15 protein-coding genes are annotated in these 16,525 nt (G+C 60.9%); 9 read left to right on the top strand and 6 right to left on the bottom strand.

The window, feature by feature from the left end; genetic code table 11:
- Positions 1 to 212 precede the first annotated feature (212 nt).
- The 7 genes from cobU (at position 213) to RHM69_RS12050 (ending at position 5,501) form a co-directional block, all read left to right on the top strand.
- Entirely contained in the window at positions 213 to 734 is a 522-nt protein-coding gene (gene cobU, locus RHM69_RS12080) for a bifunctional adenosylcobinamide kinase/adenosylcobinamide-phosphate guanylyltransferase (RefSeq protein ID WP_014719387.1), read from the top strand.
- Positions 731 to 1,786: a nicotinate-nucleotide--dimethylbenzimidazole phosphoribosyltransferase gene (gene cobT, locus RHM69_RS12075; RefSeq protein ID WP_014719386.1), complete on the top strand. Its 1,056-nt coding sequence runs from the start codon at positions 731 to 733 to the stop codon at positions 1,784 to 1,786. The genes cobU and cobT overlap by 4 nt, the downstream gene beginning before the upstream one ends.
- Positions 1,783 to 2,358 carry an alpha-ribazole phosphatase family protein gene (gene cobC / locus RHM69_RS12070; protein ID WP_014719385.1) on the top strand — a complete coding sequence of 192 codons (576 nt, stop codon included), beginning with the start codon at positions 1,783 to 1,785 and terminating at the stop codon, positions 2,356 to 2,358. The genes cobT and cobC overlap by 4 nt, the downstream gene beginning before the upstream one ends.
- A 2-nt stretch (positions 2,359 to 2,360) precedes the next feature.
- Positions 2,361 to 3,089 (top strand): adenosylcobinamide-GDP ribazoletransferase, encoded by a 729-nt coding sequence (locus RHM69_RS12065; protein ID WP_032873566.1) that lies wholly within the window; start codon positions 2,361 to 2,363, stop codon positions 3,087 to 3,089.
- Positions 3,090 to 3,131: 42 nt separating this feature from the next.
- Positions 3,132 to 3,536 (top strand): MarR family winged helix-turn-helix transcriptional regulator, encoded by a 405-nt coding sequence (locus tag RHM69_RS12060; protein ID WP_014719383.1) that lies wholly within the window; start codon positions 3,132 to 3,134, stop codon positions 3,534 to 3,536.
- Between the two features lie 54 nt (positions 3,537 to 3,590).
- On the top strand, positions 3,591 to 4,799 hold the full coding sequence (locus RHM69_RS12055; protein ID WP_014719382.1) for an MFS transporter: 1,209 nt from the start codon (positions 3,591 to 3,593) through the stop codon (positions 4,797 to 4,799).
- Between the two features lie 150 nt (positions 4,800 to 4,949).
- A complete protein-coding gene (locus RHM69_RS12050; RefSeq protein WP_014719380.1) occupies positions 4,950 to 5,501 on the top strand; it encodes a glutathione peroxidase in 552 nt (183 codons plus the stop codon).
- A 63-nt stretch (positions 5,502 to 5,564) separates the two neighbouring features.
- On the opposite strand, the gene RHM69_RS12045 is transcribed toward RHM69_RS12050, so the two are convergent.
- The 5 genes from RHM69_RS12045 to RHM69_RS12025 form a co-directional block, all read right to left on the bottom strand.
- Positions 5,565 to 6,842, bottom strand: a complete 1,278-nt coding sequence (locus RHM69_RS12045; RefSeq protein WP_003193026.1) for an OmpP1/FadL family transporter — start codon at positions 6,840 to 6,842, stop codon at positions 5,565 to 5,567.
- A 145-nt stretch (positions 6,843 to 6,987) separates the two neighbouring features.
- Positions 6,988 to 7,470 carry a hypothetical protein gene (locus RHM69_RS12040; RefSeq protein WP_130175629.1) on the bottom strand — a complete coding sequence of 161 codons (483 nt, stop codon included), beginning with the start codon at positions 7,468 to 7,470 and terminating at the stop codon, positions 6,988 to 6,990.
- 292 nt (positions 7,471 to 7,762) lie between these two features.
- Positions 7,763 to 9,184, bottom strand: coding sequence for a group II intron reverse transcriptase/maturase (gene ltrA, locus RHM69_RS12035; protein ID WP_011805433.1), 1,422 nt, complete (start codon positions 9,182 to 9,184; stop codon positions 7,763 to 7,765).
- 484 nt (positions 9,185 to 9,668) lie between these two features.
- Positions 9,669 to 9,893, bottom strand: coding sequence for a hypothetical protein (locus RHM69_RS12030; RefSeq protein WP_003193022.1), 225 nt, complete (start codon positions 9,891 to 9,893; stop codon positions 9,669 to 9,671).
- A 443-nt stretch (positions 9,894 to 10,336) separates the two neighbouring features.
- On the bottom strand, positions 10,337 to 10,642 hold the full coding sequence (locus RHM69_RS12025; RefSeq protein WP_014719378.1) for a hypothetical protein: 306 nt from the start codon (positions 10,640 to 10,642) through the stop codon (positions 10,337 to 10,339).
- A 457-nt stretch (positions 10,643 to 11,099) separates the two neighbouring features.
- Between RHM69_RS12025 and RHM69_RS12020 the strand changes: the two genes are divergently transcribed.
- Together RHM69_RS12020 and rmuC are read left to right on the top strand one after the other, a co-directional pair.
- A complete protein-coding gene (locus RHM69_RS12020; RefSeq protein ID WP_200600318.1) occupies positions 11,100 to 11,423 on the top strand; it encodes a sel1 repeat family protein in 324 nt (107 codons plus the stop codon).
- Between the two features lie 175 nt (positions 11,424 to 11,598).
- A complete protein-coding gene (gene rmuC / locus RHM69_RS12015) occupies positions 11,599 to 12,963 on the top strand; it encodes a DNA recombination protein RmuC (protein ID WP_181004907.1) in 1,365 nt (454 codons plus the stop codon).
- Between the two features lie 48 nt (positions 12,964 to 13,011).
- Here the strand turns inward: rmuC and RHM69_RS12010 are convergent, their stop codons facing one another.
- The gene (locus RHM69_RS12010) at positions 13,012 to 16,482 is read right to left on the bottom strand and encodes a PAS domain-containing hybrid sensor histidine kinase/response regulator (protein WP_019818415.1); all 3,471 of its coding nucleotides are present in this window, start codon (positions 16,480 to 16,482) and stop codon (positions 13,012 to 13,014) included.
- Positions 16,483 to 16,525: the final 43 nt, after the last annotated feature.

The following is a 16,525-nucleotide window of genomic DNA, read 5'->3' as shown; positions in this document are numbered from 1 at the left end:
TCAAAAGTGAGCCGCTGTAAAAGCGGAACCCTAAGTGGCCGTTACCGCAGAAATGGATATGTACACGGTCCAACTGTGTTGACTGTCAGGCCGTCTTCGCAGGCAAGCCAGCTCCCACATTTGGGTCGCGGTGCGTCAGCTGGATCAGCGTCGGCTGTCAGGCCGTCACGGGAGCAAGCTCCCTCGCCACATCATTTGCCAGGGGCCTTTGCATGTATCAATTGATCCTCGGCGGTGCCCGTTCGGGTAAGAGCCGCCTGGCCGAAAAGCTTGCCGCAGAGAGCGGGCTTGCCGTCATTTATATCGCCACCAGCCAACCGCTCGACGGTGAGATGAGCGAGCGCGTCGCGCTGCACCGCCAGCGTCGTCCCGATCATTGGGGCCTGGTTGAAGAGCCCATCGACCTGGCGCGTGTGCTACAGGAAAACGCCGCCACTGATCGCTGTCTGCTGGTGGATTGCCTGACCTTATGGCTCACCAATCTTCTGATACTCGAAGACCCGGCTCGCCTTGCATCCGAGCGTGATCAACTGTTGCAAACCCTGGCCTCGCTGCCGGGGGAGATCATTTTTGTCAGCAACGAGACCGGTCTGGGTGTCGTGCCGCTGGGCGAGTTGACTCGCCGTTATGTGGATGAAGCCGGTTGGCTGCATCAAGCCTTGGCCGAGCAATGTCAGCGCGTTGTGCTGACGGTTGCCGGCCTGCCCCTGACTTTGAAAGGTACTGCGTTATGACCGATTCCTGGTGGCTCAACCCCTGCAAGGCGGTGGATACCACGGCCCACGAACAGGCGCTGGCGCGTCAGCAGCAGTTGACCAAGCCCGCCGGTTCCCTCGGCCAGTTGGAGGCCCTGGCGGTGCGGCTGGCGGGTTTGCAGGGCCAGGTCAAACCGACGGTAGATCACCTGTGGATCGCGATTTTTGCCGGCGATCACGGTGTGGTCGCTGAAGGCGTGTCGGCATTTCCCCAAGAGGTCACCGGGCAGATGCTGCAAAACTTCGTCACCGGTGGCGCGGCGATCAGCGTGTTGGCGCGGCAACTGCAAGCGCAATTGGAGGTGATTGACCTCGGCACGGTCACGCCGTCCCTGGATTTGCCCGGCGTTCGTCACCTGAATATCGGTGCGGGCACGGCTAATTTCGTGCATGGCCCGGCGATGACCCAAGCCCAAGGGCAGTTGGCCTTGCAAGCTGGACGAGACAGCGCACGCCGTGCCCTGGAAAGCGGCGCGCAACTCTTTATCGGCGGTGAGATGGGCATCGGCAATACCACTGCCGCCAGTGCCTTGGCCTGCGCATTGCTGGATTGCCAGGTCACTGACCTCACAGGCCCTGGCACCGGTTTGAATGCCGCAGGGGTCAGCCACAAGGTCGCGGTCATCGAGCGCGCCCTGGGGTTGCACGCCGGTCAGCGCAGCGATGCGTTGCAAACCCTGTTCAATCTCGGCGGTTTTGAAATTGCTGCCTTGGTTGGCGCCTACCTGGCCTGCGCCCAGGAAGGCATCGTGGTGCTGGTGGATGGGTTCATCTGCAGCGTGGCCGCGATGGTGGCGGTGCGCTTGAACCCGGCGTGCCGCGAATGGTTGGTGTTCGGCCATCGGGGGGCCGAGCCGGGCCATCGCCATGTGCTGCATAGCCTCGATGCGCAACCGTTGCTGGAACTGGGCCTGCGCCTGGGCGAAGGCAGCGGCGCGGCGTTGGCGGTGCCTTTGTTGCGCCTGGCGTGTGCGCTGCACGGGCAGATGGCGACCTTCGCCGAAGCCGCCGTGGCGGACCGCCCCGCATGACCTTACGCCTGGACCTGCTGCGTCACGGCGAAACCGAACTGGGCGGAGGCCTGCGTGGCAGCCTGGACGATGCGCTGACCGCCAACGGCTGGCGGCAGATGCGCGACGCAGTGGTGGGGCAGGGGCCGTGGGATCGGCTGATCAGCTCACCGCTGCAACGCTGCGCTCTGTTCGCCCAGGAGTTGGGGGCACAGCTCGATGTGCCGGTGACTCTGGAGGCCGATCTGCAAGAGCTGCACTTCGGCGCGTGGGAAGGGCAGAGTGCGGCCGCGTTGATGGACACCGATGCCCAAGGGCTGGGCTTGTTCTGGGCCAACCCCTATGAATTCACGCCGCCGGAAGGCGAGCCTGTCATCCAGTTTTCCGCGCGCGTGCTTGGCGCTGTCAGGCGGCTGCATCAGGCCTATGCTGGCCAGCGCGTGCTGTTGATCAGCCATGGCGGTGTAATGCGCCTGCTGCTGGCCCAGGCGCGAGGGTTGCCCCGTGAGCAACTGCTGAATGTCGAAGTGGGCCACGGTGCCCTGTTCGGCCTGCAGGTTGCGGCCGATGGCGTGTTGAAGGAAGGGCGCTGATGCTGCTGCCGTTCTGGATCGCCCTGCAATTTCTCAGCAGCCTGCCCATTCGCTTGCCGGGTATGCCGCAGCCTCAAGAGCTGGGCCGTTCGTTGCTGTTTTATCCGCTGGTAGGGTTGCTGTTCGGCGTGCTGTTATGGGGCCTCAACCAGGTGTTGCAGGGTACCCCGTTGCTGTTGCACGCCGCGTTGCTGCTCACCGCCTGGGTGCTGCTCAGCGGTGGCCTGCACCTGGACGGGCTGGCCGACAGCGCCGATGCCTGGTTGGGCGGTTTTGGCGACCGGGAGCGCACCCTCAGCATCATGAAAGACCCGCGCAGCGGCCCGATTGCGGTGGTCACCCTGGGGCTGGTGCTGCTGCTCAAGTTCAGCGCGTTGGTGGCGTTGATCGAACAACACAATGGCGCCGCCTTGATCCTGGCGCCTTTGATCGGACGTGCTTCGATGCTGGCGCTGTTTCTCACCACGCGCTATGTGCGGGCGGGCGGATTGGGCCAGGCACTGTCAGATCATCTGCCGCGAATTGTCGGCCAACAGGTGCTGATCCTCAGCGGGTTGGCCTGCATCCTGATCGGTGGTTTCAGCGGCGGCATCGCGGTGTTGCTGGCGGTCCTGTGTTTCGTGTGGCTGCGCCAGTTGATGGTCAAGCGTCTGGGCGGCACCACGGGCGACACCGCTGGCGCACTGCTGGAGCTGCTTGAAGTTGCGGTACTGGTCGGGCTGGCGTTGTAACGCTTTCTTGCAATTGGTTAACTCCGGGTATATACACGCTCTATGCTTGCCTCCCAATGTTTATGCACCAACCTGCGACGTGCCGCCCGTGGCGTCAGCAGGCACTACGACGGCGCTCTCGACGGCTTCGGGATCAACGTTGCCCAGTATTCTCTGTTGTGCAACCTGCAGCGTCTCGACCAGCCGAGCATTTCCAGCCTGGCGGACGCCATGGGCTTGGATCGCAGCACCCTGGGGCGCAACCTGCGCGTCCTGGAAGGCGAAGGACTGGTGCAGTTGGTGGAGGGCGACGATTTGCGCAACCGCCTGGTGGTGTTGACTGACGCCGGCCATGAACGGCTAGGCGCTGCGTTGCCGGCGTGGGAAGCAGCGCAACAGAAACTGATTGATAAGCTCGGCGCCGAAAAGCGCGAAATGTTGTTGGCCTTGCTGGATGAACTTGCCTGAGCGGCGGTTTGTTCGACTACAAGCGGGTATATACCCGCGAACGGAGAATAAGAAATGACCTCGATGTGGCGCACCAGTGGTTGGGTCCTTTTAGGCAGTGCGCTGATCCTGGCGTTGTCCTTGGGCGTACGGCATGGCTTTGGCCTGTTCCTGGCGCCGATGAGCAGCGAATTCGGTTGGGGGCGTGAAACCTTTGCCTTTGCTATCGCCTTGCAGAACCTGATCTGGGGCTTGGCGCAGCCATTTACCGGGGCCTTGGCCGACCGTTTCGGCGCGACCAAGGCGGTGTTTGTCGGCGGGGTGTTGTACGCCGTGGGCCTGGTGCTGATGGGCATGTCCGACTCTGCGTGGTCGTTGTCCCTGAGCGCAGGCTTGCTGATTGGTATTGGCCTGTCCGGCACCTCGTTCTCGGTGATTCTCGGCGTGGTTGGCCGCGCCGTAGCGCCGGAAAAACGCAGCATGGCCATGGGCATTGCCAGCGCCGCCGGCTCGTTCGGCCAGTTCGCCATGGTGCCCGGCACCCTGGGCCTGATTGGCTGGCTGGGCTGGTCGGCCGCCTTGCTGGCGCTGGGCTTGATGGTGGCGCTGATCCTGCCGCTGGTCGCCATGCTCAAGGACCGGCCGCTGGCGGTCACGGTGGGCCAGCAAACCCTGGGCGAAGCGCTGAAAGAGGCCTGCTCCCACTCCGGCTTCTGGCTGCTGTCCTTCGGCTTTTTTGTGTGCGGTTTCCAAGTAGTGTTCATCGGTGTGCACTTGCCGGCGTACCTGGTCGACCAGCACCTGCCGGCCACGGTGGGCACCACGGTGCTGGCCTTGATTGGCCTGTTCAACGTATTTGGCACCTACACGGCGGGTTGGCTCGGTGGCCGCATGTCCAAGCCGCGTCTGCTCACCGGCTTGTACCTGTTACGGGCGGTAGTGATTGTGTTGTTCCTGTGGGCGCCGGTCACCGAGGTCACGGCGTATCTGTTTGGCATGGCGATGGGATTCTTGTGGCTGTCCACGGTGCCGCTGACCAATGGCACCGTCGCGACCCTGTTTGGGGTGCGCAACCTCTCGATGCTCGGCGGGATTGTGTTCCTGTTCCACCAGCTTGGCTCGTTCCTCGGCGGGTGGCTGGGCGGGGTGGTCTATGATCGAACCGGTAGCTACGATTTGATCTGGCAGGTGGCAATTTTACTCAGCCTGCTCGCCGCCGCGCTGAATTGGCCGGTGCGTGAGCGGCCGGTGGCACGTATTCAGGCGCAGATGGAGGCTGCATGAGCATGACAGCGCGTCTTATGCTGGTGGCTGTGGGGATGGTGTTATTGCTGCTGGCCTGGTGGGGCTGGCAGCAGGGCGGCCTGGCATTGATGCAACTGGGCATGGCGATCTGCTAAGTTGTGGGTCTGAACTGACTCAAGGACTTTTGACATGCAGATGCGCTGGCTCGCTGTACCCGTCCTGATGGCTATTGGCAGCGTGGCGATGGCCGCCAGTTGCCCACCGTTGCTTGCGGGCCAATTGCCCAAGCTGCGGGCCAAGGAATCCATCGACCTGTGCCAGCAATTCGCTGGCAAGCCCTTGGTGATCGTTAACACAGCGAGCTTCTGCGGCTTTGCCCCACAGTTCAAAGGTCTGGAAGCGTTATATCAGCGCTACAAGGGCCAGGGCCTGGAAGTGATCGGCGTGCCGTCCGATGACTTCAAGCAGGAAGCCAAGACCGGGGAGGAAACCGCCAAGGTCTGCTACGTGAACTATGGCGTGACCTTCACCATGACCGAGCCGCAGAAGGTCAAGGGGCCGGATGCGGTGCACCTGTTCAAGGTGCTTGCACAGCAGGCCGACGCGGCGCCGAAGTGGAATTTCTACAAGTATGTGGTGGATCGCCAAGGCAATGTTGTGGCCAGTTTTTCCAGCCTGACCAAGCCGGACAGTCCGGAGCTGATCAAGGCGGTGGAACAGGCATTGGCTTCCAAACCCTGACCGCCAGCCAAACAAAAGCCCGCCTCCTTCACAGGGGAGCGGGGCTTTTTTATACGACTGCGGTTAGAACTTGTAGGTCATGCCCAAGCCGAAACCGTTGGCGCTGTTTTCATACTTGGCGTTGTAGCTGGCCAATTGGTTGGAGCGTGAAATCTTGACGTCCTCTTCCTTCAGGTAGGAGTAGGCCAGGTCGATGGTCATGTTATCCATGACCTGGTAGCCCAGGCCCAGGCTGAAGATGGTACGGTCGCCGGTCGGGATGCGCGGTGAGCGATCCGTGTTGTTGGTAGGCGACTGGTCGAATGTCAGGCCGGTACGCAGTACCACTTGCTTGGTGAGCTGGTACGAAGTACCCACGGCGTAGGCCCAGGTGTCGTGCCAGTTCTGGTCTTCCTTGATTGTGCTGACCAGGCCTGGGGCAAGCGCGCCGCCAGTAGCGCCGCTGACGCCTTCGTTCTTGACGGTGATGTCTTTGAGGCGGCTCCAGCGTGTCCAGGTTGCACCGGCATAGAGTTTCCACGCGTCGGTCAGGTCTTGAGTGACGGACAGGTCGTAGGACTCAGGTGTGTCGATTTTCAGCGAGGCGTCATAGCGGTTGCTGCGCAGGAACGGCGAGGTCGCGGTCGGTGCGGTGACTTCGGTGTGGCCGTCCAGCTTGTAGCTGACCTTGGAGTGGTAGGTCAGGCCGACACGGGTGGTATCGGTGGCCTGGACCAGTACGCCGATGTTGAAGCCCAGCGCGGTGTCGTCACCCTTGATCTTGATATTGGTGTCTGGCGCGCGAGGGTTCAGCGTCAGGTCCGATTCCAGGGTGCCGGCGATGCGGTTGATGGTCGGGCCAAAACCCACGGAAACGCGGTCGTTGAAGGCGTAGCTGACAGTCGGTTGCAAGGTGATGACTTTCACTTCGCTCTTGCTGCCAAAGCCACGGCCCTGGAAGCCGCTTTCGTAGTCGGTCACCAGGCCGAACGGCGCATAGACGCCGAAGCCGACAGCCCACTGGTCGTTAAGTTTATTGGTGTAGAAACCGAAAGGAACGGCGGTGAAAGGCACCATATCGCCTTTGTTGCTGCCAGCGGAGCGGCCGCTGACATTGCTGATATCGGTGGAGGCATCAATGGCTGCAACGCCACCGGTGATCTGTTGGCCTTCCAGACGTGCCATACCGGCAGGGTTACCGAACACAGTACTCGCATCATCGGCAGAAGAAGAGCGACCTGCGAAACCGGTACCCATCCCGCTCACGCTCTGTTCGTTGAGCGCAAAGCCGCTGGCGAACAGTTGGGAGGATGCCATGGCAACGGCGAGGCTAAGTGTGGTCTTGAGCATTACTTTTTTCATTATTAGAACTCCGTGTGATCACCGCTGCGGAAAGTATCAATAAATTTCACATCGCGCTATAGGCTGTAATGCAGGAGATAGAGCGGTTTTGTAGGACAATCCGACCAAAATTGCCGTTTTTTGCCGAATCTTGCAATTTGCCCGGTCAGCAAGCTGCCTGTTTCATGGGGCTTACACAGGTTTGCCACGCTTGGGTGAAATCTCGCAGGCGGCCTTGTGGATGGAATATTTCTTTCCAGATACGCGCCATGGCCAGCACATCGCCGGGTGCGGGAAGGGCGGGGCGTTGTTGTTCCACCAGCAACCAGGCGATGGCCGTGGCGTAGCGCAGGTTCACGGTCAACTCCAACTGAGGCGCGCTGAGGAACGCATGTTGGCTGGCCAGCCCGCGCACCAGGCTGGCGCGTTCCGGGTCCAGCGCCAGGTAGTTATCCCAGAGCGCGCGGTGGCGTGGTTCGGTGATGCTGTAGAGGCCGTGGCCGCGGCGGTCATGCAGCGCCGAGCCCAGTTCTGACTGGCTGGCGGCAATGCCCAGCAGCAGGGATTCGGCTGTCGAGCTGTGGCGGCCGAGGTACATCAGCGTCGGCCTGATCACATAACGACACAATTCACTGGCGGCAATACCCATACGAGCCTCAGTCCTTGCAAAGAGTGGACGAGCCTGAGAAGGGGGGCTTGGCAGCGGTGAATCGGATCTCAGGCCCGTCGTAAGCGGATCACGCCGCTTGAGTTGAAGTGTAGTGTCATATTCACGATGTAAAGGACTGTTTTTAAAACATCTTCTGCAACTGGTTATAACGTTTATATCCATTTGTACTTAGCCCGGCGAACTCAGGGCCAAATTCCAGGATCGAGTAGGAGGCGGATTCACATCCGCCGTCCTCTCACACCACCGTACGTACGGTTCCGTATACGGCGGTTCAGGTTATACGGTTAAGTCGGTTTATCGTATCCAGTATCGAGACCAGCCCGAGGCGGTCCCACAGCTTCTTCGGCAACGCCTGATTCATATGGGGCGCTCCCGAGTTCCACCATGGGCCTCGGCCATTGACTGCCGATTTCCACGCCCGCGCCGCATTAAGTCCCAAGCGTATCAAGTTGCGCGCCCTCGTAGAGGGCCGCTTCCATTGACGCCAGACGATACAGCGAAGCTTGTGACGCACCCAGCCGTCCAATTCCTCAAGTGGCCGTCTGCTCTGGCTCAGCTTGAAGTAGCCCGCCCATCCGCGCAGCACGGGGTTTATCCGCTCGATGACAGTCGCCACCTTGTGGCCCCGCGCTTTACGTAGCAGCTCTCTGAGCCGGTCGCGCAAGCGACCCAGGCTCATCGTCGCCACTCTCAGTCTCGGTTGCTGATGCCAGCTCATCCCGTAACCCAAGTAATCACACATCCAAGACCCGGCTACTCGGCTCTTATCCCGATTCAGCGTTAGTTTCAGGCGCTGATTCAGGAAGCGCTCAACACTGGCCATCACTCGTTCGCCAGCACGAGGGCTGCGCACATAGATGTTCGCATCGTCGGCATAACGCACGAAGCGATGACCCCGCCGTTCCAGCTCGCGGTCGAGTTCGTTGAGCAGGATGTTCGACAGCAACGGCGAGAGCGGGCCGCCTTGCGGCGTCCCTTCCTGCCGTCGGCTGGCGATCCCACCCGACATCTCACCGGCTTGGAGGTACCGCCGGATCAGTCTGAGCACGCGTTTATCTACGATTTGGCGCGCCACGTACGCCATCAGGAGATCGTGGTTGACCCGGTCAAAGAATTTCTCAAGATCGAGTTCCACGCACCAGCGATGCCCTGCCGCCACATGGGCGCGGGCTGTCTCGATGGCTTGGTGGGCGCTTCTGCCCGGACGGAAGCCGTAGCTGTAATCCGAAAACAGCGGGTCGAAGATCGGCGTGAGCTGTTGCAGCAGTGCCTGTTGGATCAGGCGATCCACGACGCAGGGAATGCCCAGTTGTCGGGTGCCGCCTTTGGGTTTGGGGATGTCGACGGCGCGTACACCTTGCGGGTGGTATTCGCCGGCCAGCAACCTCCTCTGGAGGATCGGCCAATACTGATTCACGTAGTCCGCCAAGTCGTCGACCGTCATGCCATCGGCACCCGGCGCGCCCTTGTTGCTGACCACGCGCTGATACGCACGTCTGAGGTTGGCCGGTGCAAGCACCCGCGCCATCAGCGTGTCCGGCTCCGCGTTCGTCCACGTCACAGATGCCGTCGATACCTTTGCGCTGTCAGCCGTCATCCTCGGATTCTGTCCGGGACTCGGAGTCACAGTCTTCTCTTGGAGAAATTTCTGCATTTCGGTATTCAACGAGACTCTGACGCCTACTGGCGGCATAACCTGTTCGGCCCTTGGTGGCGCGGTTATTCGCCACTTACTACGGCTTCGGCTGACTTCTGCACGCTCATCCCATCGCCTCTCGACGCTCGGTAGCACACTGGCAAACGTGCAGATCTCCCAGGGTAATTCGCGCGACCTTCCTGCTTATGCCTGTCGGATCTACGTCACAGCGTTCCGTGCAAGTATTGGGCTTTGAAGATTTTGGCCTTCTTACCCCGCTGCGCCGCCTCTATCCGCTTCCTGTTCGTCAGGCCAGCATTTTGCCTCGGGCTTCCTTCAGATTCGCAGTCACCCGCGACACCCTTGCCTCTGGCTAACACTTCCCCTTGCCGGGTGTGTAGAGGACTTTCACCTCCCAGTCACCAGCGTGGCCACCACAGCCAAGCTGGTTGCGCTTGCGCGCAACGCGCCATGCCTGGCGCACCAATAAAAAACCCTGTTATTCAAACAGGGTTTTTGAGGTTTCAGCGACGCGGGTCGATCAGGCAGTCAGTGCCTGACGGGTACGATCGATCACGGCCTGCAGCGGTTCTGCGCTGGAGTATTGATCGGGGTACAGGCGTTCGCTGTGACGAGCGATGCCGTGTTCGTTGACCAGGGTGAAGCTGAAGCAGCCTTTGCGAGCGGCCATGATCAGGCAGTTCATTGGGGCAAAAGCGTTGGTGAGGGTGCGAATGGCATCCTGAGTGTGGATTTGAGCGTTCATATTATTGGTGTTCCTACAAATGACACGGATAAGAACCGTGCAACGTTAAAACGTTCCAGTAACGCTGATCACCATTGATCAAACGAAGAACCCGACTGGAACAAAGCAGCCAGTTTGAAGCGCAATTAAATTTGGCGCGCTTGGGCTGGCAGGTAGGTACTTAGGAGGGCAGGCAACACAACAAGGGCAAAGGTTCTGGGCCCAGGGTGGAGATCCTGATCAATTTGCAGGTTGGTTCGGTCAGAGTATTGGAACTTCGCGCCACCCTTTGCTTGTTCAAAGGCAGTGTCGTCGCAAGGAATACCTGGAAACCATCTAGGTGGCCGATCCCATGTGGTTCAGGGGACGTGTTCGACCAGAATTGACTTTCAGCTTGGTACTAACGCCGCGGATAGTAACGGATTGAAACAGGGAAGGGAAGGCCGCTTGCAAAAAAACTTCGTTCAGCCGCCGAGTAACTCGCAATAGACCAGCACGGTCATGGATGCGGCCAAGGCACAGCCCAGACCGTAGGCGGCGAGCGTCAGCCGCAAGGACTGGCCGGTCTCGATCATGCGGATCACATCGCCCATGTCGTTAATTCTGCCATCACTGAGTTCGATGCACAGAATCACGGCGGTAAAGGCGGCCGATAGCAGGATAGCAATAGCAAACAGTGCGCCGTCCGGCGAGGGGAGCGCGGCATTGATCCCAAGCGAGGTCGCGCAGATGGCCAGCAGCAGCCCGGCGAATAACAGAATTCCTTTCATCGGCCCTACTGGTTTGCATTGGCGGTGGCGCAGTGTGGCGAGCCGAGGCAGATTTGAAAAGCCCTCGGGTTTGCGCGCTTAGTAACATGTTTAACCGGTGTTGAATCAAAAAACGCCGACGATATAACCAGCCGATCGGGACTTGTGCACATTTGTGGTCAAAGGTGTAACCCTGCTGCCACGGGTGTGCAAGTGCGCCCATTTGCCTGTAATCAAAATTTAAGTCAATGAAAAATCTCGCTTTTTTTTATTGGTGAAAAAATCGTCAGTTTGACCGCGGCCCCCGTTCCATGGGGCTTTGCGCCTGTTCAAGGGGGGTTGTCCACTGAGTTATCCACAGCTTCTGTGGATTGTCCCGAGCGCTTGCTCTAGGACGGGCGTGCACGGTTTTTTCAGCTTTACCTGTACGAAAAAAAGAGTAGAGTGGCGCGCCTTCCGTTCTGCCCCACAGTGCTTTATGAAGTTTCGCTCAGTATCATCTTCTGTTACCGACACGCTCCAAACTGTTACCGCGCCCAAGCGTTTTTCCTTGAAGGTTGCTTTGTGGCTGCTCGACAGCCCGCGCCTGGGGCAGAGCAACAATATCAAGCATCTCGCCGGACGCTTGCTCAAGCAGCCCGCCCGCGAAGGCGTGGTGGCCGCTCAGAGCCGTCTTGGCCAACTGATGTGCCGCGAGTGCGGAAATGCCCGTGACCGGCGCATCGGCCACGATTTGTTGCGTTCGGCTGCTCGCGCCGGCGACCGTCGCGCCCAGCGCGAACTGGGGCAGGTCGAAGACTGAGCTGTCCTCCGGCCTTAGGCTTGGTTACCCTTGATCTTTTTCGGTGATGGCAGAAATGGCTATGGTGTTTGACTGGACCAGTATCGCCTTGGGTCTTGTGGGCGCAGCCGTGCCGCTACTGGCGCTGTGCTGGCAACTCCAGCGGCGCCTGACCGCACGCACCACCGGCTGGGAGTTGCTGGAGGAGCGCCTGGCGACCGCACAACTGGCCCAGGAAGGGCTCGCCGCGCAACTGGACGCCAGTCGCGATGAGATCAGTGACCTCAGCCAGGCCAATGCCGCCAAACAAGCCGACCTGGCGGCGCTGCGCCGTGAAGTCGAGCTGTTGCAGATCGACCGCGATAACGCCCGCGATGCCGCGCACGCCTGGAACCTCGACCGTAGCGCCAAGGAAACCGAACTGCGTCGCCTCGACGCCTTGGCCGCGGCCCTGAGCGCCGAATTGCGTGAGCAGCAAGAGAGTCATCAGCAACGCCTCACCGACCTGCAAGGCTCACGAGACGAACTGCGTGCGCAATTTGCCGAGCTGGCCGGCAAGATCTTCGACGAGCGTGAGCAACGCTTCGCCGAAACCAGTCAGGACCGCCTGGGCCAACTTCTGGACCCGCTCAAGGAACGTATCCAGTCCTTCGAGAAGCGTGTCGAAGAAAGCTATCAGAACGAAGCCCGTGAGCGCTTTTCCCTCGCCAAAGAGCTTGAGCGCCTACAGCAATTGAACCTGCGTCTGTCGGACGAAGCCACTAACCTGACCCGCGCTCTCAAGGGCCAGAAAACCCAGGGTAACTGGGGGGAGCTGATTCTTGAACGAGTGCTGGAACACGCGGGCCTGGAGAAGGGCCGTGAGTACCAGACCCAGGTCAGCCTCAAAGGCCCGGATGGCGAGCGTTTCCAGCCCGATGTGCTGATCATGTTGCCGGGCGACAAGCAGGTGGTGGTCGACTCCAAGGTCAGCTTGACCGCCTATCAACAGTACGTGGCGGCGGATGACGAGGTGATTGGCCAGGCCGCGTTGAAGCAACACGTGCTGTCCCTGCGTAATCATGTCAAAGGCTTGGCCGGCAAGGACTACAAGCGCCTGGAGGGTTTGCACAGCCTGGATTTCGTCCTGCTGTTCGTACCGATCGAGGCTGCCTTTTCTGCGGCATTGCAGGCCGAGCCCAACCTGTTCCAGGAAGCCTTCGACCGCCATATCGTAATCGTCAGTCCCACGACCTTGCTCGCCACCCTGCGCGTGATCGACAGCCTGTGGAAGCAGGAGCGCCAGAGCCAGAACGCGCGGGAAATTGCCGAGCGTGCCGGCTGGCTGTATGACAAGTTCGTGTTGTTTATCCAGGACCTGGACGAAGTGGGCAACCGGCTACAACAGTTGGACAAGGCCTACAGCGCGGCGCGCAACAAGCTGACGGATGGGCGTGGGAACCTGGTCAGCCGTACCGAGCAACTAAGGTTGCTCGGCGCCCGCGCCAGTAAGAGCTTGCCGGCGGATCTGCTGGAGCGGGCGATGACCGATTCGGATGGCGTGGCGCATCTCCCGGAATAATAAATAGGGGTCTAAATTGCTCCCACAAATAGCTCGAATACAGCCCCGTTACAGGGGCAGATGTCTGCTCAACAGCGCCCGCAACGCCGCCGGCTTCACCGGTTTGGCCAAGTAATCCAACCCCGCCCCGTGCACCTCGGCCACCATCTCCGGTCGCCCATCGGCACTGATCACCACACCGGGAATCGGCTCGGCCAGTTGCGCACGCAGCCAGCCCATCAACTCGGTACCGGTTTCGCCGTGGTCCAGGTGGTAGTCCACCAACGCCAGTTGCGGGCGGATACCGTCGGCTAGCAGTGCCGCGCATTCGGCCTGGTTGGCGGCCGTCCAGACTTCACAGCCCCAGCGCGTTAGCAGGCTGCGCATGCCGATCAGGATGCTGTCTTCGTTATCCACGCATAGCACCCGTGCGCCACTCAAGGGCAGGCCGGTTTCTGTGGGCGGCTTGGGTTGCACGCTGGCCTGGTTGCGGGCCAGCGGCACGCACACGCTGAAGACGCTGCCTTTGCCCGGCCAGGAGCGCACGCTCAGGCGATGGCCCAGCACGCGGCACAGACCGTCGGCAATCGCCAGGCCCAGGCCCAGGCCCTTTTCGGCACGGGTCTGGTGGCTGTCCAGGCGCTTGAACTCTTCGAAGATCACCTTTTGTTTATCCGGCGCAATGCCAGGGCCGCGGTCCCAGACCTCCAGGCAGAGTTCGCCCTTGCGGCGACGTACGCCTAGCAGCACTGGGCCGTCGGCATAACGGAAGGCATTGGTCAGAAAGTTCTGCAAAATTCGCCGTAAAAGTTTGATATCGCTGTCGACCCGCAAACGGCTGCCGCGCCAGCGGAAGCGCAAGTGTTGATCCTGGGCCAGCGCCTTGAATTCTGCACCCAGGGTGTCGAACAGCTCGTTGAGGACAAAGGGTTGGCGTTGTGGGTTGATCTTGCCGTTTTCCAGGCGCGAAATATCCAGCAAATCACTGATCAAGTCTTCAGCCGAGCGCAGCGAGCTGTCCAGGTGCTGCACCAATTGCCGTGCCTCACTGGACAGGCCATCGGTCTGGTGGGAGAGGGCGGCGGAAAACAGCCGCGCAGCGTTCAGCGGTTGCATCAGGTCATGGCTCACGGCCGCCAGGAACCGCGTCTTCGACTGGCTGGCGGATTCGGCCACGCCCTTGGCGTCGGTGAGGGCCACGTTCAGTTGCGACAGTTCATGGGTGCGCTCGGTCACCCGCTGCTCCAGGCCCTCGTTGGCTTCGGTCAGTGCTTGTTCGGCTTCGCGGAAGGCGGTGATGTCGGTGAAGCTCATGACAAACCCGCCGCCGGGCATCGGGTTGCCGATCAACTCGATCACCCGGCCATTGGGGAACAAGCGCTCGGAGGTGTGCGCACGCCCCTGGCGCATCCAGTGCAGGCGACGCGCCACGTGCACTTGCGCTTCGCCAGGGCCACACAGGCCGCGCTCGGCGTTGTAGCGAATGATGTCTGCAATGGGCCGGCCGACGCTGATCAAGCCGTCCGGGTAGTTGAACAGTTCCAGGTAACGCCGGTTCCAGGCCACCAGCTTGAGCGACTGGTCCACCACGCTGATGCCCTGGGTGATGTTCTCGATGGCGCCTTGCAGTAGGGCGCGGTTGAACTGCAGCACTTCCGAGGCTTCGTCGGCGATACGGACCACGTCCTCCAGTTGCATTTCCCGCCCTTCGATTGCCGCTTTCACCACCGCCCGCGTCGAGGAGGCCCCGAGTACGCCGGCCAGCAAGCGTTCGGTGTGGGCGATCCAATCGTTATCGGCATTCTGGTTGGGGTTGAAGCCTTTGCCTTGGCGGTAGGCGAAGCGAATAAAGCTCTGCTGGGCCCGTTCTTCCCCGACGAAGCGCGCCGCGAGGCTGAGCAGGTCGCTGATCTGCACCGACAGCATGGAGCGCGCACTCGCACGCTGGTTGATTTCCTGGCCGATAAAACGGCCTGCCTGCCAGTGCTCGGAAACCCGTGTGCGCGACAGCATCGACACCCACACGAAGAGGGTGAAATTCCCCGCCAGGGAGAACACGGTGCCCAAGGTCAGCGACGTGACCGACAGCCCGAACGGGTGGGAATGCATCCAGGTCAGGCCGGGGAAAAGGCTGAGCGACCAGCCCAGACTTTTCGCCGTCACTGGCAAGACCAAGGTGTAGAACCACAGGAAGGTACCGGCGGCCAAACCGGCAAACACCCCACGCCGGTTGGCCTGCTTCCAATAGAGTGCGCCGAGCATCGCCGGGGCCAGTTGGGTCACAGCGGCAAAGGCGATCTGGCCGATGGTCGCCAGGCTGGCAGTGGAGCCCAGCAAGCGGTAGCTCACGTACGCCAGCAGCAGGATGATCACAATGCTCACCCGGCGAACCGACAGCATCCAGTGGCGAAAGACTTCGAATGGCCGCTCGGCGCTGGATCGGCGCAACAGCCATGGCAGCAGCATATCGTTGGAGACCATCGTCGACAGTGCAATGCTCGCCACGATCACCATGCCAGTGGCCGCTGATGCACCGCCAATGAATGCCAGCACGGCGAGGGCAGGATGGGCCTCGGCCATTGGCAGGCTGATCACATAGGAGTCCGGCAGCACCGAGCTGGGCAACAGCATCTTGCCGCCCAAGGCGATGGGCACCACGAACAGTGCCGCGAGGATCAAATAAGCCGGGAACACCCACTTGGCCAGGCGCAAATCCTGGGGGTCGATGTTCTCCACCACCGTCACATGAAATTGTCGCGGCAGGCAGATGATCGCCATCATGGCGACGCCGGTCTGTACCACCATCGAAGGCCAGTTGATGGTCTCTTTCCAGTATTCCTCCAGGCGCGGGGCGAGCATGGCCTGGCTGAACAGATCGCCGAAACCGTCGTACAAGCCGTAGGTGACAAACGCACCGACGGCGAGAAAAGCGAACAGCTTGACCAGCGACTCAAACGCAATCGCCAGCACCATGCCGCGGTGGTGTTCGGTGGCGTCGAGGTTGCGTGTGCCGAACACGATGGTAAACAGCGCCAGCACCAGCGACACGATCAAGGCCGTGTCCTGGGCGCGGGTGCCGGTGGTGTCGGGGCCGGCGCCGATCAGCAGGTTCACGCCCAGTACGATGCCTTTGAGCTGCAGCGCGATATAGGGCAGCACGCCCACCAGGCAAATAAGTGCCACCACCACCGCCAGGGACTGGGACTTGCCGTAGCGGGCAGCGATAAAGTCGGCGATGGAGGTAATGTTTTCCTGCTTGCTGATCAGGATCATTTTCTGCAACACCCAGGGTGCCAGCACCAGCAACAGCACAGGTCCCAGGTAGATCGGCAAGAATGCCCACAGTTGTTCGGCGGCTTGGCCTACGGCGCCGAAGAAGGTCCAACTGGTGCAGTACACCGCCAGTGACAGGCTATACACCCAGGCACGCACGCGCGGTGGCAGCGGCGCATGGCGGCGGTCACCGTAAAAGGCGATGGCAAACATAGTGGCCATATAGGCCAGGGCAACGGCGGCGATCAGCCCGCTGGACAGCGTCATGGTAACTCCGAGCATAAGAACACCCGGGCATTCCAGGCCCGGT

The organism is Pseudomonas sp. CCI1.1 (assembly GCF_034348165.1).
GTDB classification, from domain to species: domain Bacteria; phylum Pseudomonadota; class Gammaproteobacteria; order Pseudomonadales; family Pseudomonadaceae; genus Aquipseudomonas; species Aquipseudomonas paracarnis.
This window is presented reverse-complemented; position numbering and strand designations above follow the sequence as displayed.

Coding starts and splice junctions, on each gene's coding strand:
- RHM69_RS12060 (WP_014719383.1), top strand. CDS start 3,132: ATGCTTGCCTCCCAATGTTTATGCACCAACCTGCGACGTGCCGCCCGT.
- RHM69_RS12020 (WP_200600318.1), top strand. CDS start 11,100: ATGAAGTTTCGCTCAGTATCATCTTCTGTTACCGACACGCTCCAAACT.
- cobU (WP_014719387.1), top strand. CDS start 213: ATGTATCAATTGATCCTCGGCGGTGCCCGTTCGGGTAAGAGCCGCCTG.
- ltrA (WP_011805433.1), bottom strand. CDS start 9,184: ATGCCGCCAGTAGGCGTCAGAGTCTCGTTGAATACCGAAATGCAGAAA.
- RHM69_RS12045 (WP_003193026.1), bottom strand. CDS start 6,842: ATGAAAAAAGTAATGCTCAAGACCACACTTAGCCTCGCCGTTGCCATG.
- RHM69_RS12040 (WP_130175629.1), bottom strand. CDS start 7,470: ATGGGTATTGCCGCCAGTGAATTGTGTCGTTATGTGATCAGGCCGACG.
- RHM69_RS12050 (WP_014719380.1), top strand. CDS start 4,950: ATGCAGATGCGCTGGCTCGCTGTACCCGTCCTGATGGCTATTGGCAGC.
- RHM69_RS12010 (WP_019818415.1), bottom strand. CDS start 16,482: ATGACGCTGTCCAGCGGGCTGATCGCCGCCGTTGCCCTGGCCTATATG.
- cobC (WP_014719385.1), top strand. CDS start 1,783: ATGACCTTACGCCTGGACCTGCTGCGTCACGGCGAAACCGAACTGGGC.
- RHM69_RS12025 (WP_014719378.1), bottom strand. CDS start 10,642: ATGAAAGGAATTCTGTTATTCGCCGGGCTGCTGCTGGCCATCTGCGCG.
- RHM69_RS12030 (WP_003193022.1), bottom strand. CDS start 9,893: ATGAACGCTCAAATCCACACTCAGGATGCCATTCGCACCCTCACCAAC.
- cobT (WP_014719386.1), top strand. CDS start 731: ATGACCGATTCCTGGTGGCTCAACCCCTGCAAGGCGGTGGATACCACG.
- RHM69_RS12055 (WP_014719382.1), top strand. CDS start 3,591: ATGACCTCGATGTGGCGCACCAGTGGTTGGGTCCTTTTAGGCAGTGCG.